This is a genomic window from Enterovibrio makurazakiensis, assembly GCF_050336585.1.
Lineage (GTDB): Bacteria > Pseudomonadota > Gammaproteobacteria > Enterobacterales > Vibrionaceae > Enterovibrio > Enterovibrio gelatinilyticus.
Map to the genome: position 1 here is coordinate 50,641 of NZ_JAKJSE010000032.1, position 15,280 is coordinate 65,920.

Annotated in this window: 15 protein-coding genes; 11 read left to right on the plus strand and 4 right to left on the minus strand. The window is 45.3% G+C overall.

Translation table 11 applies throughout. The features are described 5' to 3' along the window. The first annotated feature begins 265 nt into the window (after nt 1-265). Both L4D06_RS21700 and L4D06_RS21705 read left to right on the plus strand, forming a co-directional pair. On the plus strand, nt 266-1,171 hold the full coding sequence (locus L4D06_RS21700; protein WP_429741311.1) for a LysR family transcriptional regulator: 906 nt from the start codon (nt 266-268) through the stop codon (nt 1,169-1,171). A 35-nt stretch (nt 1,172-1,206) separates the two neighbouring features. Next, entirely contained in the window at nt 1,207-1,539 is a 333-nt protein-coding gene (locus tag L4D06_RS21705; RefSeq protein WP_429741313.1) for a Dabb family protein, read from the plus strand. Between the two features lie 113 nt (nt 1,540-1,652). On the opposite strand, the gene L4D06_RS21710 is transcribed toward L4D06_RS21705, so the two are convergent. Next, nucleotides 1,653-4,334, minus strand: a complete 2,682-nt coding sequence (locus L4D06_RS21710; protein ID WP_274163129.1) for a bifunctional acetate--CoA ligase family protein/GNAT family N-acetyltransferase — start codon at nt 4,332-4,334, stop codon at nt 1,653-1,655. 255 nt (nt 4,335-4,589) lie between these two features. Between L4D06_RS21710 and L4D06_RS21715 the strand changes: the two genes are divergently transcribed. Continuing rightward, a complete protein-coding gene (locus L4D06_RS21715; protein WP_429741315.1) occupies nt 4,590-5,147 on the plus strand; it encodes an SPOR domain-containing protein in 558 nt (185 codons plus the stop codon). Nucleotides 5,148-5,413: 266 nt separating this feature from the next. Beyond that, a complete protein-coding gene (locus L4D06_RS21720; RefSeq protein WP_429741317.1) occupies nt 5,414-6,415 on the plus strand; it encodes a D-alanine--D-alanine ligase in 1,002 nt (333 codons plus the stop codon). Here L4D06_RS21720 and L4D06_RS21725 read toward each other — a convergent pair. Then, on the minus strand, nt 6,412-7,374 hold the full coding sequence (locus L4D06_RS21725) for a tyrosine-type recombinase/integrase (protein WP_429741319.1): 963 nt from the start codon (nt 7,372-7,374) through the stop codon (nt 6,412-6,414). The genes L4D06_RS21720 and L4D06_RS21725 overlap by 4 nt on opposite strands. A gap of 215 nt (nt 7,375-7,589) precedes the next feature. Between L4D06_RS21725 and L4D06_RS21730 the strand changes: the two genes are divergently transcribed. From L4D06_RS21730 to yciH, 3 genes are all read left to right on the plus strand, one after another. Further along, on the plus strand, nt 7,590-7,943 hold the full coding sequence (locus L4D06_RS21730; protein WP_274163133.1) for a DUF3319 domain-containing protein: 354 nt from the start codon (nt 7,590-7,592) through the stop codon (nt 7,941-7,943). Between the two features lie 139 nt (nt 7,944-8,082). Further along, entirely contained in the window at nt 8,083-8,421 is a 339-nt protein-coding gene (locus tag L4D06_RS21735) for a DUF3319 domain-containing protein (RefSeq protein WP_274163134.1), read from the plus strand. A 77-nt stretch (nt 8,422-8,498) separates the two neighbouring features. Continuing rightward, a complete protein-coding gene (gene yciH, locus L4D06_RS21740; RefSeq protein WP_429741321.1) occupies nt 8,499-8,825 on the plus strand; it encodes a stress response translation initiation inhibitor YciH in 327 nt (108 codons plus the stop codon). Between the two features lie 107 nt (nt 8,826-8,932). Here the strand turns inward: yciH and L4D06_RS21745 are convergent, their stop codons facing one another. Then, nucleotides 8,933-10,444: an alanine/glycine:cation symporter family protein gene (locus L4D06_RS21745; RefSeq protein WP_274163136.1), complete on the minus strand. Its 1,512-nt coding sequence runs from the start codon at nt 10,442-10,444 to the stop codon at nt 8,933-8,935. Between the two features lie 678 nt (nt 10,445-11,122). On the opposite strand from L4D06_RS21745, the gene L4D06_RS21750 reads away from it, so the two are divergent. Continuing rightward, on the plus strand, nt 11,123-11,647 hold the full coding sequence (locus L4D06_RS21750) for a hypothetical protein (protein ID WP_274163137.1): 525 nt from the start codon (nt 11,123-11,125) through the stop codon (nt 11,645-11,647). Between the two features lie 66 nt (nt 11,648-11,713). Here the strand turns inward: L4D06_RS21750 and L4D06_RS21755 are convergent, their stop codons facing one another. Next, nucleotides 11,714-13,525, minus strand: a complete 1,812-nt coding sequence (locus L4D06_RS21755) for a trans-sulfuration enzyme family protein (RefSeq protein ID WP_429741324.1) — start codon at nt 13,523-13,525, stop codon at nt 11,714-11,716. A gap of 198 nt (nt 13,526-13,723) precedes the next feature. Here L4D06_RS21755 and L4D06_RS21760 point away from each other — a divergent pair, with 198 nt between their 5' ends. The 3 genes from L4D06_RS21760 to L4D06_RS21770 all read left to right on the plus strand — a co-directional run bounded on the left by L4D06_RS21760 (nt 13,724) and on the right by L4D06_RS21770 (nt 15,248). After that, nucleotides 13,724-14,197: an Lrp/AsnC family transcriptional regulator gene (locus L4D06_RS21760; protein ID WP_274163139.1), complete on the plus strand. Its 474-nt coding sequence runs from the start codon at nt 13,724-13,726 to the stop codon at nt 14,195-14,197. 167 nt (nt 14,198-14,364) lie between these two features. Further along, entirely contained in the window at nt 14,365-14,787 is a 423-nt protein-coding gene (locus tag L4D06_RS21765; RefSeq protein WP_017011067.1) for an Xre family toxin-antitoxin system antitoxin, read from the plus strand. After that, on the plus strand, nt 14,787-15,248 hold the full coding sequence (locus L4D06_RS21770) for an RES family NAD+ phosphorylase (RefSeq protein ID WP_429741326.1): 462 nt from the start codon (nt 14,787-14,789) through the stop codon (nt 15,246-15,248). Before L4D06_RS21765 ends, L4D06_RS21770 begins: the two co-directional genes overlap by 1 nt. Nucleotides 15,249-15,280 lie beyond the last annotated feature (32 nt).

The window sequence follows — 15,280 nt, forward strand, 5'->3', positions numbered from 1 at the left end:
ATGCGAATCGATAATCGCATGACGTATACCTAAGTCACTCGAATCTAGTTGCTGAATCCTACATATCAGGTTGCTTAGATATAAAGAACAATTAAACCGATTCGTCGGGTCTTCTACTGTTAGGGTAGACATAAGTGGCGCTGTTTGGGCATGGTCGATTGATAAGCCATGGAAACGCAGTGAAAGCCCCGCTGCCAAGAATCCCACACACACATGCTCCACGCGTAAAACTGGACGTGATTACATAAAAGGAACGATTATCGGCATGTTATCTTTCGAAGCGTTGCAAATACTTGATGCGATAGAGCGTAAAGGGAGTTTTGCAGCAGCAGCCGACTCTCTTAACCGAGCTCCTTCGTCATTGAGCTATCAGGTTCWAAAACTTGAACAAGATTTGGATTTGGTAATTTTCGATCGCTCGGGTCATAAAGCCTCATTTACCGATGCAGGGAGGCTGCTTCTAGAGCGCGGTCGAATTCTCATGAATGCCGCGGATGAAATGGTGTCGGATGCCAAATCTCTTGCCCATGGTTGGGAGTTAGACATCACTATCGCGTTTGATGGATTACTCACCGCACGGGCATTTTTTCCGCTGGTGGAGCAAATAGGGCGTGAATCCAATACTCGTGTGCGTCTCCAAGAGGAAATATTGGCGGGCGCATGGGAAGCGCTGAGTGAAGATCGCGTAGATATTCTGATCAGCCCGAAACCTCAATCTATTCCACTGGATGTCAAGATGATGGAATTAGGGGGTTCAGATGGATATTGGGTGGCTTCACCTGATCATCCAATCCACAATCATGCTCGTCCTTATGATGTAGAAACTCGTCGCTTATATCGCAGTATCTCGGTTGCAGACACTGCAAGAAGCGCAAAATCCATTACCTACAATATCTTGGATGAGCAGCCTAGGCTGACCGTCACCTCTATGACGGAGAAATACCACGCTATTCTTGATGGTTACGGCATTGGTACCATGCCTTCATGGTGGGTTGAAGAAGACATCGCCAAAGGCCGATTGAGAGTGATTGAAGGCAGCGAACCCTATAAGCTTGATTGGGTGATGGCGTGGAAACGAAATCGAATGGGGAATGCGAAAAGCTGGCTGATCAGGCATTGTCCAAAAGTACTAAAAATGATTCAACCTGTTTCCAAGCAAAACGTAGATTAGACAGACTGGATAACGATTGTGAAGTGGGACGCGCGATGATCAGACATATACTGCTAGTGAAGTTTAAGCCTGAATCGAATGAAGCTGATTTTGGCGAGATACGAGAAGAATTCAAATCAATGACTGAGCGTGTTGAAGGGGTCGTCTCGGTCGAATGGGGTGAGAATGATAGCCCTGAAGGCAAGCACCAAGGTTTTACGCACATTATATTGATGACGTTGCAAGACGAAGCGGCACGTCAACGCTATTTGGTCGATCCAGAGCATGACGCATTGAAAGAAGTCTTTGGCCCGCACATTGAAGATATTATTGTTGTTGATTACACCTTGGTGGCGGACACAGTGCAGGAAAAAGACGGGGTGTCTTAATCCTCGAAAAGCATTTGTTAGTATAAAAACCGCAAAAAGAGCCTGAATTAGCCTCTTTTTGCGGTTTTTACCTGTTCGTGAACCTCAACTTGAACGAGCGATTCACGTAGAATTTATAGCGTCATATCCATATCAACAATGCCATCTTGAATTTGGACATCAATACTAAACCCAACTTTCTGTGCTAGCGCAATCATTCCTGAATTAGAAGGCATCGTCATACCATTCAGGCGTTTCAGGCCACTTTGACGACCGTATTCAATGACTTTATCCATGAGAATTCGACCTAAGCCCATGCCTTTCAGATCGGACCGCACCAGAACGGCAAATTCCGCGTCGCTATGGTCAGGGTTTGCTAACGCACGCACGACACCAAGAATGTCTTCAGTGCCTTCTGCTTCACGATAAACTGCCACGAAGGCCATCTCTCGGTCGTAGTCAATTTGGGTTAAATTGGCGAGCGCTTCATGATTTAACTCACCCACGTCCGAAAAGAAACGTTTGTAGAGATCTTCAACAGAGACACGTTCCACAAAGGACTTATGATTGGGTTCATCTTCAGGAAGGATTGGGCGCAGTAATATTTCACGTCCGTCTTTTAGCGTGGCTTTTTGCTCTAACTCTTTTGGATAGGGGCGTATGGCGAGGCGAGAATTGGCGTCACCCTCGTAGGCACAAAGGGTGATAGACGCATCCAACACGGTGAAGCTATCGCCAGTGACAAGTAACGGATGAATATCGAGCCCCGTTATCTCTGGGTAATCAATGACCACCTGTGACAGTGTCACTAAAAAATGGCAAAGTGCATTGATATCGATGTTATACGGGTGTCCTCTTTGTCTTAACTTGCCCGTTTTTAATGCACCAATCACTAGATACCGTGCCAGCGCCATGTTCAATGGGGGGATGGCCACTGCCGCATCTCGGTTGACGTTCCATTCACTGCCACCTTCACCCAGCAATATCACAGGGCCAAACACTGGATCATGGCGAACACACACTCGCAGTTCTTGCGACCCTGCACGGTTTGCCATGGCTTGAATTTGTAACCCCTCGATACGCGCAGTTGGGTAAGACAAAGATACGCGATTAAGCATAAGCTGCGCGGCATTGGCGACTTCTGTGGCGTTGTTGAGGTCTAGCATCACGCCATTCACATCAGATTTATGTGGAATGTCGGGAGAGCGGAGCTTAACCGCAACAGGGTAGCCGACTTGCTCCGTGATTTGTGCCGCTTCCGCTGCATCAGCCGCCAACCATGTCGACATCACATTGATACCGTACTTCGACAGAAACGGGCGTGCTTCGTGAGTGGTTAATGATGTAATTTGGCTGTCTAATGCCTGTTGAATGAAAGCGCGACCCGCTTCAACGTCATAATCTATCTGACCGATTGAGGTTGGGGTTTCCATTAATTGTTTTTGGTTTCGGCGGTATTCAACCAAGTGCATGAAGGCAGTGACTGCACTCTCTGGGGTGCGATAAGCAGGGAAGCCGGCATGGGCAAAAGCTAAGCGCGCAACGGTGGCGTCATCACTTTCACCTTGCCAGTTAGTTAAAATATTGAAACGTTTTGCGCGAGGGTTGTTTTTTAGCATATCCGCTAATGCCTTCGCGGTTTTTAATCCAGGCGCAGTGACTGAAGGAGAGTGCAAGATTAAGAGCGCGTCAGCCTCATCGCTTTCTAATAAAATTTCAGTGGCCTTTTTGTAGCGCTCGATATCGGCATCTCCAACAATATCGAGCGGGTTTCCTTGTGACCAACTCACCGGCAATATCTTACTTAGCTTTTCGATGGTTTCTTCGCTCAAGACAGCGAGTTTCCCGCCCATTTCCATTAAGGTATCAACGGCCATAACAGCAGGGCCTCCTCCATTGGAGATAATCGCGAGACGCTCACCACGTAGCGGTACAGAGTGAGAAAGCGTTTCTACGGCGGCAAATAATTCGTGAGTCGTGTTTACACGAAGCATACCGGAACGACGAATGGCAGCATCATAAGCCCCATCAAGCCCTGGTAAGCTTTCTGACAAATGCGGCAGGGCAGCAGCACCTTCCGGCGTTCTACCACTCTTTAATACAAGCACTCGGCGGTTACGAGATGCTGCTCGTGCGGCAGAAATGAATGCACGCGCATCTTGGATATTATCGATATAAAGCAAAATCGCATCGGTTTTGCTTTCACGACTGAGGTAATCAAGTAATTCAGGGAAATCAATGTCACTGGCTTCACCCAGTGAGATGAAGGTTGAGAAACCGATACGACGGTTTCTGGCCCAATCCAAAATGGTGGTACAGACGGCGGCAGATTGCGAAACGAAGGCGATATTTCCGCGGTTGGCTGGGATAGGAGAGAATGAAGCATTGAGATTAAGCCAAGGCAGAATTAATCCAAGGCTATTTGGGCCAATAACCCGCATGTCGTACTGTGATGCGATGTCGCGCATGATATCGAACTCTGTGCGTCCGTCAGTTCCTTCATATTTCTTCATGCCTGCTGCGAGAATGATGGCGACTTTAACGCCTTTCTCACCTAATTGACGAATCAATTCACTGTTACGGTTTGCTTGTGTACATAGCACGGCCATATCTGGAACAAGAGGAAGAGAATCAATGGTTGGATAGGCAAGAATCCCCGCAACGGCTTGATATTTTGGCGTGACTGGCATGATGGGGCCATTAAAACCACCAGACTGAAGATTACGAATGATCACATTACCTGCTCGGCCTGGCGTGTCTGACGCCCCAATAACAGCAATTGATTTTGGTTTGAAAAGCATATCTAGACCGGACATTTATATCTCCCGAGGCATCAAGCAGTGATGGCATATCTTATCGTGTTTCTTTTTTTGCATCTCGTCTCATGATTGTCCTTGTGATCCGCAGCGAAAAGACATTCATGAAATGGCAATTTTCTGATTTATCGATCATTTCTACAAAATGATGTGTGACGCGTGGCAGATACTTATTAGAGTCCGCATCGTTTAAGTTGAATGAATGGGGAGCAGCGTTCAGAATAGAAGTCAGTGGCTCCTAAAAGTAGAATATTCATGAAGAAAATCCTTTCTGTTGCATTTACCTTTGCGCTTGCCGGCTGTGCTGGTGGAACGAGTACGACTCAAATTTTAACTCAGTCTACCGAGGAAGCCGTGTTTCCCTCTGCGCAGTCTGCTCCTGCAAGCAGTTCTGAGATGAACGCAACCAAGCCGATGCCTAAGCCTGCGGCTAAAAAGACGATGGCTGATAAACCCGTCATGGCGCATAAAGCGTCAAAACCCGCAGCTAAAAAGCCAGCGAAACCGCTGCCTACCAAGAAAGCTGCAGTGGCTGGACAGAAGTACACCATTCAAGTGATTGCGTTGAGTCACAACAAAGGCTTCAACGAATACATGAACAAACTGCCATCGGATAAGCCTGTTTGGTCAAACAAGAAAATGGTTGATGGCTTGCCGTGGTATACATTGCTGTACGGTGACTTTGATTCTAAGACCGAAGCGCAAAAGGCGCTGAAGGCGTTACCCAAAGATATTAAGCAATTTGGACCATTCATTCGCTCAGTGGCGTCGATAAAATCATCGGCTAACCCCGAGATGAAACCGTTGAATTAGGCTGTTGAATAGTGAAGAAAAGAGAGCGTAGGCTCTCTTTTTTCTTATGTAGCAGAGCAAGACCCATATAAAACTGTACGCAATGCATGCATGGACGATGAGTTTTTGCGCGATCACACATAAATACACAGAAATTTGATTTTGATTGGATGAAAGGGGGCATGTGATTGTCTACTATAGGCGTCTCACCTTCCATGCGATGCACCGGATTGTGCAATTTATTATGTTATCCCTGAAACGTATATCAGGGCGAAGTAGGAATGGTCATGAACCCAACTCAAGTATTGTTGCTGTGTGGCGGCGGAAGTGCCGAGCACGAAGTGTCTCTGGTTTCAGCGAATTATTTAGAATCACAACTTAAATTACTGCCTTCAGTATCCGTTGTTCGCGTCGAAATGACTAAAGATGAAGGTTGGAAGGGAAGCGAAGGGCAAGCTTGTCGACTGAATTTGGATAAAACCCTTACCATGGGTAATGATCTGATTGCGATTGATTACGTCGTGCCTTGTATTCACGGTTATCCTGGTGAAACTGGTGACGTTCAGTCGTTACTGGAACTTGCTGGTCTTCCTTATATGGGTTGTGACCCATCAGCGAGCATGGTGTGCTTTAATAAAATCACGTCAAAGCTTTGGTTTGATGCGATTGGCATTCCCAATACGCCTTATGTGTTCCTAACTGATAACAATGCTGACAGTATTACTAAGGCTGAAGAAGCCTTTGACCTGTGGGGATCTATCTTTGTTAAGGCTGCGTGTCAGGGCTCTTCTGTAGGTTGCTTCAAAGTGACAGAAAAAAGCGAAATCAAAAACGTAGTGACGGAGGCGTTTACCTTCTCAAACCAAGTGTTGATAGAAAAAGCGGTTCGACCTCGAGAGCTTGAAATCGCAGCCTATCACTATAATGGTGACGTTATGGTGACGACACCGGGTGAAATTCAATGCCCAACTGACACTTTCTATACCTACGATGAAAAGTACAGCACGACGAGCCACAGTTTAACCACGTTAGAACCTGGTGATCTGACGGAAGAGCAAATCGCTAAGATGCGTGAATACGCTGAAAAAGCCTTTGTGCATCTGAAACTGAAGGATCTGTCACGCATTGACTTCTTCCTCACGCCAGAAGGAGAGGTATTACTTAATGAAATCAATACCTTCCCGGGTATGACACCAATTTCGATGTTTCCGAAATTGGTAGAACACAACGGCCATACCTTTTCTGACTACCTAGCAAGTTGCATTCAAGCCGGTGTTTCCCACACTTAATCTTTGTCTAACTTGCGTTTGAACTTATCCATCGCCTCGTCTTTGGCCTGCTTATTACCTACATACTGAGCAGGCATCGCGGGGCTCTTCCATCGGCCTTGTTGCTGTATCTCTTTGATTGATTTTCCTGACTCAGATAAATCGACGCTCGCCCCAACTCTAGGCGACTGGCCTGAAAAGGTTAATGTTCCATCCATGCCCAGTTCTGTCGCGGCACGTCGAAAAACGCGGTAAATAGAAGAGTGATCCATTGGGGCATCGCCCAACTGTTGATGCTTATTGATGCGGCGTAGAAGAGGACCATCAATAATTCCTGATACCAGTAGCCAACGGTCAATAAGTTCACTGGCTTCAGGACTGAGCTCGATACGTTGATCGTCGACCACAAGCAGATAAACTTCCTGTTCTTTGATAGCTGAATGGAAAGACAGCGCTGCTAGTTCACTGCGTTTAAGCATACCTTCAAAGCAGAGTGTCCAAATAAGCAGATCACGAATGTCTTTCAATCGGTCGCTATTTCCAAGTTGACGTTGCAGTGCATTGAGGTGAGAAAGGTGGAATGCATTTGCTTGAGCTGCATCATCCGCTTTTTCAGAGTAAAGGCGATTGAGTGTAAAGCGAACTTCTCTATGTCGCGTTGGATCAGGCAGGCTATGTACGCGATGCAACAGTGAAATGGTAATGACATAGCGCTTAATGCTAGACGCCTTTCTTGTTTTTGCTGAATGTTCAATGAAGCGCCTCACTGCTGTTACCGCCGCAGGCAATGGCGATACGTTGACGTCTTTGCAATAGGCTAAGAACGTTTGCCAATCATTTTGAAAACTCAGCAACGAATTGTGGCTGTACTGACCCATAGTCAGCAATTTCCAACGTTCCAAATCAATATCACCTTGTTTGAACGTGGATAAGCTCTGCTTAATAGAGATTGGATCTGAAATTGGTTCTATTTTCTTCATTTTAATGCACTATAACTTGTATGTGTTGTCCCTATTATTCCATTAATCGCATCCCTAAATACAGCTTGTCATCACATAAATCATTCATCAGCCGTCTGATTTTCTAGCCAAACCAATCTATTAGATTTGGCAGTAACTGTTAACCTGGTCTAATTTACATAATGAAACTCAAAAATATTACATTTGTTATTTTAATAATACGCAGGGGGTTGTTGGTGAGAAAGCGCCTATACCATCGTGGTTATAACGTCGAATTAAATGATGAAAAAAAGGAAGAGTACAGTGCTCGCATCGGCGGGAAACAAGTGCTCGGTACATTGTTGGGTGTAAAGCAATCGATCGATTGGTGGTGTGACACCAACATTCTTCGCATGCCAGATGAATTTGATAAACAGGATTTTGTTGATTCAACCGACAAGAAAATAGAAGAGTACAAAGGTATTCAGATCATGAACGATTCTGACGATGATGATAAAGCGTGGTATATGATCATCAAAGGTAACCTTCTGAAAGGCTCGCTTCCTGCCCTCAAACAGTTTGTTGATAAAAAAGTCGTAACCAAATCTTAGCCTGTTCATTACGAAAGCGTTATGGTTACGTTTGCCAGTAACTATTTTTTGATGTTATGGGCAATTAGAGTCGTCAAATTCATCTGTATTTATTAGAATCTTTGCCATCACAGCAAACGCTACTAGATACAGGAAGCGAATGAAAAAGCGATACTCGCATCGTGGACATTCAATCGAATGTGCAGACGATATCTACACATCCTTAGTTGGTGGGCGAACGGTTTCAGGCAGCATGCTTGGCGTTAGGCAGTGTATTGATTGGTGGTGTGATACACGCATTTTTCGTTCACCCGCCGAGTTCGAACGTCAGTCCTTCAATACGACGCAATCTCGCGCCTCCGAGAATTACAAAGGCATCCAAATCATGAGCGACGAGAAGCAACCAGGGCTTTGGTATATCTTCGTTCGTGGTCAACTTCTCAAGGGACCTTTGCCAAAAATTAAGCAATACATTGATTATCATTCATTATCTCGTTGATTGATAAACGACATGCGTGTTCACGCCAACGACATTTGATACCATACGCATCATTGTGACGCGTCAAAGAGTGGATTATGAAAAACGATAACAGCCGTTTGGTGTATTCAACAGAAACCGGACGAATTAAAGAAGAAGCAGCTGCGCCTCAACGCGAAAAGGGCGACGGTATTGTACGTATACAGCGTCAAACTAAAGGCCGAAAGGGCAAAGGCGTATGTCTGGTTACTGGATTAGATATGACAGACACCGAGCTGAAGCTGGTAGCGGCAGATCTAAAGAAAGTATGTGGCTGTGGTGGCTCAGTGAAAGATGGCATTGTTGAAATCCAAGGTGATAAGCGCGATCAGATTAAAGCGTACCTTGAGAAGAAAGGTCATACCGTTAAGCTGGCAGGTGGCTAATTCGCTTCGTTTGCATTTTTCGATGTTCGAAACAGACATAAAAAAAGAGATGCCATTTGGCATCTCTTCTTCATTTAGACATCATACATTGATGACTCAATGATAAATTAACCGTTGTAGCGTGCAATCGCACCGCTATCCAAACGCGCAAGGTAGTCTTGCATGTCAACTTTGATTTCTGGAACCAAACGGTAAAGACCGATGATGTTGATCAGTGCCATTGCGAAGATCATTGCATCAGAGAAGTCGATAACTGGACCGAGGTTCATAGAAGCACCGATAACCACAAAGCAGCAGAACATGATTTTGAAAATCATTTCAGCACGCTTGCTTTCACCGAACAGATAAGTCCAAGCTTTCAAACCGTAGTAAGACCAAGAGATCATGGTTGAGAAAGCAAAGAGAACAACTGCAATTGCTAGGATAAGCGGGAACCAAGAGATCGCGCTACCAAATGCTGCAGAAGTCAGTTCAACACCCGTTAGTGTCTGACCTTCGTGTAATTGACCTGTAATGATGATAACCAATGCAGTCATCGTACAGATAACAACGGTATCGATGAATGGTTCAAGCAGAGATACGAAACCTTCAGACATGTGCTCTTTGGTTTTTACTGCTGCGTGAGCAATTGCCGCCGAACCAACACCTGCTTCATTCGAGAATGCCGCTCGTTTGAAACCTTGAATCATTGCGCCAATGATACCACCGGCAACACCTTCACCTGTAAACGCACCGTTGAAGATAGCAGCAAATGCATCACCAACATGGTTCAGGTTCAGAAGGATGATGATCAAAGCAGCACCCACATAGACAACCGCCATCAAAGGAACCACTTTTTCGGTTACTTTCGCGATTGACTTGATACCACCGATGATAACCACACCAACGATAACGGCCATGATCAAACCAAACAACCAGCCTTTATCAGCGAAGAAAGACATGTCGCCGCCAGTCACACCAACCACTTGCTTAAATGCTTGGTTTGCTTGGAACATGTTACCGCCACCCAAAGCACCGCCGACAGCACATACTGAGAACAGAACAGCAAGTGTACGACCAAGCGCTGGGTTACCACGGTTGGTAAGTCCTTTGCTTAGGTAGTACATCGGGCCACCTGACACAGAGCCATCTGGGTGAGTTGTACGATATTTTACACCGAGAGCACACTCTACAAACTTGGTTGACATACCAAGCAAGCCAGCAAGGATCATCCAGAATGTTGCGCCTGCACCACCGATAGAGATAGCAACAGCAACACCTGCGATATTACCAAGACCAACGGTACCGGAAAGAGCGGTGGCAAGAGCCTGAAAGTGGGATACTTCACCGGGTTCGTTAGGGTCTGTGTAATCACCTTTTACAAGGCGAATGGCGTGTGCAAAGCCACGAAAGTTGATAAAGCCGAGGTAGAGGGTGAAGATGATTGCAGCGACAACAAGCCAAAGAACGATCCAAGGTGCTTGAGTATCAGTGAATGGGAGGGGGATGGTTGAGAAAATCATACCCACGAATGGGTTTACAATTGGTGCTACGATTTCGTTGATTGCGTCGTCGATCCCTGCCGCAGAGGCTGAGCTCGCAAACAACGAAAGTCCAGCCGTCGTCATTATACGTTTCATTACCGAGTCCTTTTCTTATTTTATATTGCTATCTGGTTTTATCCGCCAGCAAGTGTGTTGCATACTTGTTAAAAAGTAATACGGTGCGGATTATTTCACGTATAAACATATTTGCAATATATTTTGATTCTCGATTTTTGGCTTTTTCCCAAGCCTATATAGCGCTCACACTTTTCTACTTTCCAATTAATGATTTAATTATTAACGCGAATTTTGTTTGTGTGCACGCTATTGGGCAGAATATGCACCAACATGTACTCGTTAACATATTTTATATTTCCCACGTTCTCTCTATAGCCCGTCATTACTGGCCTTCGGGCTTGAATGTCAAGATGTGTAAAGTTTTGCGGGGTTAGTTAGACTTTATGCCTGAAATTAAAAGGGAATTTTTTATCACCAAAATTGTGCAGCCTGTATTATTAAAGAGACACTATATAAATAATGTAAAATTAGCACTGAAACTAGAAAAGTATTAATGACAGATTAGTTTAGTTATTCCAATTAATGAGACAGACGAAGTGGTCCGATCTTTGTTAATTGCATATAAACTGATGTGCGTATTTTTATATTTTAAACTTTGGGTTTTGCTGTTGTATAAGCATTCACTTGTCTCAGGATATAAATCCAGTTTCTTTATGGTTTCAAGCATAATTAGTCGATAGGTAGTGTGTTCAGATCATGGCTTTACGAGACAAATTCAACTCTGGGTCGCTGATATCCATGATGGCAATCGCTATTGCATGTGTTGTGGTTGCGCTCTCAGTTCGTCATCACACGCTATCTAATGAATCTGATCTGTATAGCTATCTTCAAGCGTTGCCATCTGTAGCCTTGGAGATGGTCAAAGCGCAGAACTCATTGGAAGCGTCGGATGGACAAGTCCTCATCGCTAGCCAAATTAAGTTGTTACAAACGTCATTTGGTAAGCTGTTAGCGAATCAATCTTCGGGCTTTAACCAACAAAGATTAGCGATGAAGATTGAGATTTTAAGAAGTTCTCAACTTGAAGGTGGTGTTCGAGAGGTTCATCGTTTTGGTGTTTTCAATTGTGAGCCGAATGAACAATTGAGCGCCCAAGTCGCCACATTGCGTACTTCAACCCCAGAAAGACTGGAATTTTATCCTCAGTATCAAGCGACGTTGTGCTATCTAGATCGCGATGGCACCATTTTTCGCTCAAGTAAATCATCACTCGACAAGTGATGATTTACTTGATGTTTCTGCTTGGCTCTTGCTGTTCTTAGCTTCTTAGCTTCTTAGCTTCTTAGCTTACTGCATCAACGTGCGATATGAAGGAAGATCCTCGACAAATTGCTGTTGCACATCCAGATAGGTTTTCCTGTATATGTCATCGATTTCTTCAGGAGATGGAAACTGAGAAGAAAAGTCATGGTGTTTTAGGTCGATGGTTATTTCTGCTGTCCGCTGCATGTGAGCAATAAACATACGTGGGTCTTCTAATCCAACCGCAATACGCAAAGTAGTCGGCTTTATCCCCGCACGGTTTAGTGCGTCTTTTGATAGTTCAGAATGCGTCGTCATAGCAGGACACAATGCCACGGTATTGGTTTGCCCCAAACTCACTTGCATTCCAATAGCGGGCTCGAGCATGTCGAAGAACTGCTTAAATACATCCGGATCAATCGGCGGGCGGTTTGTCGACCCTTCCATATCAATGGTGAACAAAGCCGCAGGCAGACCAAGTCGCATATTGTTCTTCATCAATGCGTAATTTGGGCTAGTTGGAAGTGCTGGACATGACACATTGATATCAGGATGTAAGTTAAGAATACGCGCCAATGCGAGAGTGTTGATCGTTTTTTGCATCACGCGTAATTCGTATGTCTTCATGCCGTTGAGTACTTCAAAAGCTTTATCGGCATCTAGAAATGCGCCTTTGATGTAATACACATTCCAGAATAGCGTTTCATCCCAATTAACGGTGCGCGCATTACCATTGGGAGAGATTGTAGTTACCGCGTCACCTTTTGGCATAAACATGTCTTCGTTGCGACCGATAACAACCCCCGCCGTTGTAGTGCCAGAGCCCGCGAGTTCTTTGGTGTAAGAGTGAATCACAAAGTCAGGGCGTTCCATGGGATCTGTTCTTTTTAGTACTGGGTGTAAGAAAGGGGTGCCAACCGTGGTATCTGCGATGAGTGTCCAATCTCGTTCATGGGTTGCTCGGCTAATGCCAGCAACGTCTAACACGAAACCGTGCGGGTTACAGGGGCTTTCTAGGTAGACATAGATTTTTCTTCCCGCTTTAATGCGGTCTGCATATGTATTGGCGGCGGCATCCATCGCTTTTGCAAAATCCTCCGCTTCATAGCCATCGACCCATTCCACAGCAATATCCAAGTTTGAGGATTTACGATACCAGTCTTGGAGCAATTGATAAGATCCGCCATAGATATTACGTGATGCCAACACAATGTCTTCGCGTCCCAGCAAGTGACTCAGTAACCCATCAATTGCGGCCATGCCTGAATTGAAGTTCCACGCCAAATACTGATCTGCCATGTCGCCTGCTTCAATATCCACGATATGGTTTGCCAAACTGATTGACGTGGGGTTTAGCAAGCGCGAGTAAATATCATGCAAAGGTTCGCGTCCATTGAAGGCATCTTCCACCCATTCGGTACAAGCGAAGAGATAAGTTGCAGTTCTCGTTATTACTGGGCTTGCTGAGAAAATGGCAGCGACATTGTCGAAGATGGGGTAAGCGCCTTTGGAGGCAAAGTGCCCGTTCTTTGTCGCGATGGTTTTATAGGTCGCGCGCATTGGATTTTGAAGGTTATCGAGGATCTTCGCTAATTGGAAAGACAAAAAGCGTTTTGCATTGAACCAAGCGATGCGGTCGTTTTTATCAAGGTCAGATAAACCATCCAAGGTGATCGCCCATAAATCGTGTGTGTGATGGTTAGCGGTATATAGTGTTGTCGCCAGTGCGATAAGTGACTGCCCAAACTCAGAGTGTGTATCAATCCCAAAATGTTCAGCTTGTTCGGTCGCCAACGAAACTGCATCTTCATGGCGTGTTGTTTTACGAAGCGGACTCAGTTGTGTGGCTTTGTTCATGGCTAGTTCCCTTAACGTTAAAGCGCAATACTTAATGGATTACTTTGAAGCTAGCAAAGGGAAAGGGGCACATGCTTGCTAAATCTGCTTTATATACAGCCATTATTGACAGATATTGCCAATATCAAAACAATCCACGCTATTTCCACTACTTTTATAGAAAGGACCCTGAACAGCTCGACCGATAAAAGGCATGATATGGCACATCACCAAAACGCACTCGACAACATCGATAAGAAGATCCTCGATGAACTGCAAATTGAAGGGAGGTTAACCAACCAAGAGTTGTCTGACCGCATTTCACTCTCTCCATCGCCTTGTTTACGTCGCGTTCGCGCATTGGAAAAAAAAGGCATCATCACGGGATATCACGCGCATGTAGATCAAGACATGTGTGGCCTCGCCATTAATGTGTTTGTGTCTGTGAAGCTTGAAAAGCCGACCGAAGAGAACATGCGACAGTTTGAATCTTTGATCAATCATATGGATGAGGTGTTGGAGTGTTACCTTATGACGGGCACCCATGATTATTTGCTGCACGTGGTCAGCGAGTCACTCAAAACCTATGAGCGATTTATACGACGAGAGTTAACGCCTTTACCGAACATTGCAGCTATTGAGTCCAGTTTTGCATTTGGGCAAGTGAAGAAACGCTCCCGTCTGCCACTGTAAGGCACGCCTTATGATGCGCGATATATTGATGTGATATATAGATGCTGTCCCACATAGGCGCATTTGGTCAGAATATTGAATCGCTGATAGAGTCGAGTGCGACAAATGACGCTTTACAATACGACAAATGGCGCTCATAATTTAACCATTGGTATGTGGAGGTGTGTATGTATGCAGAACAGCTAGTTTCGCTTGGCCTAGTAAAAAAAGGGCAAGTGATAAACCAAGATACCGAGTTAGATATCATCCGACACGGTTTATCAGTGAAGCATGCGCGCAAAGTGATGAAAGACATGGCCATGAGCAGTGGCGAGTGGGTGGGGCTGATTGGTTTAAGTCCGCGCAGTTTGCAGCGTAAAAGTGATACTGACTTACTCACGCCCTCTCAATCAGAGAAAACCTTAGCAATCCGTCGTGTAGTAGATTTGGCCGTCGATTATTATGGGAGCCGTCCTGTGGCATTAGATTGGCTAAAAACACCCCAAGTGGCGTTTGGTGGGAAAGCCGCCGTTGATTACCTGGATACCAACACCGGCATTCAATATGTTGAAACCATTTTGAACCGTCTCATGCATGGCATGACCGCATAATGGAAGTGTTCCGCCTTTCCGTAAAACGCTATGCAGATTTGACAGGCACAGGTGGCATGTTTGGTTCGGGTCGTTGGCACCAGAAAGGGCAGCCGATTGTCTATACCGCGGGCTCTCGTTCACTATCAGCACTTGAACGTTTTGTGCATGAAAGCCCAGTGCAAATGCCACAGCTGGTCATGATGACCATCTACATTCCTGATGATATTGCGATGGTACGTGTTAGCGAGAAAGAGCTTCCAGTGGGCTGGGATGCAGTGCCTGACGCAGATGTTTCGCGACGTTACGGTACCGAATGGTTACAAGGCATGAGTACGCCAGTGCTCCAGCTTCCTTCCGCTATTATTGCTAGTGAATACAACTTCCTCATCAACCCCATGCACCCTGAAAGCCGTACTATCAAAATTATCGATGAGCGTGATTTTTATTACGACAGTCGCTTAAAACGAATGATGCGATAACGTTAATTTATTTAAACCCTATACGGCGTCCA

Coding starts and splice junctions, on each gene's coding strand:
- L4D06_RS21765 (WP_017011067.1), top strand. CDS start 14,365: ATGTATGCAGAACAGCTAGTTTCGCTTGGCCTAGTAAAAAAAGGGCAA.
- L4D06_RS21745 (WP_274163136.1), bottom strand. CDS start 10,444: ATGAAACGTATAATGACGACGGCTGGACTTTCGTTGTTTGCGAGCTCA.
- L4D06_RS21760 (WP_274163139.1), top strand. CDS start 13,724: ATGGCACATCACCAAAACGCACTCGACAACATCGATAAGAAGATCCTC.
- L4D06_RS21755 (WP_429741324.1), bottom strand. CDS start 13,525: ATGAACAAAGCCACACAACTGAGTCCGCTTCGTAAAACAACACGCCAT.
- L4D06_RS21770 (WP_429741326.1), top strand. CDS start 14,787: ATGGAAGTGTTCCGCCTTTCCGTAAAACGCTATGCAGATTTGACAGGC.
- L4D06_RS21750 (WP_274163137.1), top strand. CDS start 11,123: ATGGCTTTACGAGACAAATTCAACTCTGGGTCGCTGATATCCATGATG.
- L4D06_RS21720 (WP_429741317.1), top strand. CDS start 5,414: ATGAACCCAACTCAAGTATTGTTGCTGTGTGGCGGCGGAAGTGCCGAG.
- L4D06_RS21735 (WP_274163134.1), top strand. CDS start 8,083: ATGAAAAAGCGATACTCGCATCGTGGACATTCAATCGAATGTGCAGAC.
- L4D06_RS21715 (WP_429741315.1), top strand. CDS start 4,590: ATGAAGAAAATCCTTTCTGTTGCATTTACCTTTGCGCTTGCCGGCTGT.
- L4D06_RS21705 (WP_429741313.1), top strand. CDS start 1,207: ATGATCAGACATATACTGCTAGTGAAGTTTAAGCCTGAATCGAATGAA.
- L4D06_RS21725 (WP_429741319.1), bottom strand. CDS start 7,374: ATGAAGAAAATAGAACCAATTTCAGATCCAATCTCTATTAAGCAGAGC.
- L4D06_RS21710 (WP_274163129.1), bottom strand. CDS start 4,334: ATGTCCGGTCTAGATATGCTTTTCAAACCAAAATCAATTGCTGTTATT.
- yciH (WP_429741321.1), top strand. CDS start 8,499: ATGAAAAACGATAACAGCCGTTTGGTGTATTCAACAGAAACCGGACGA.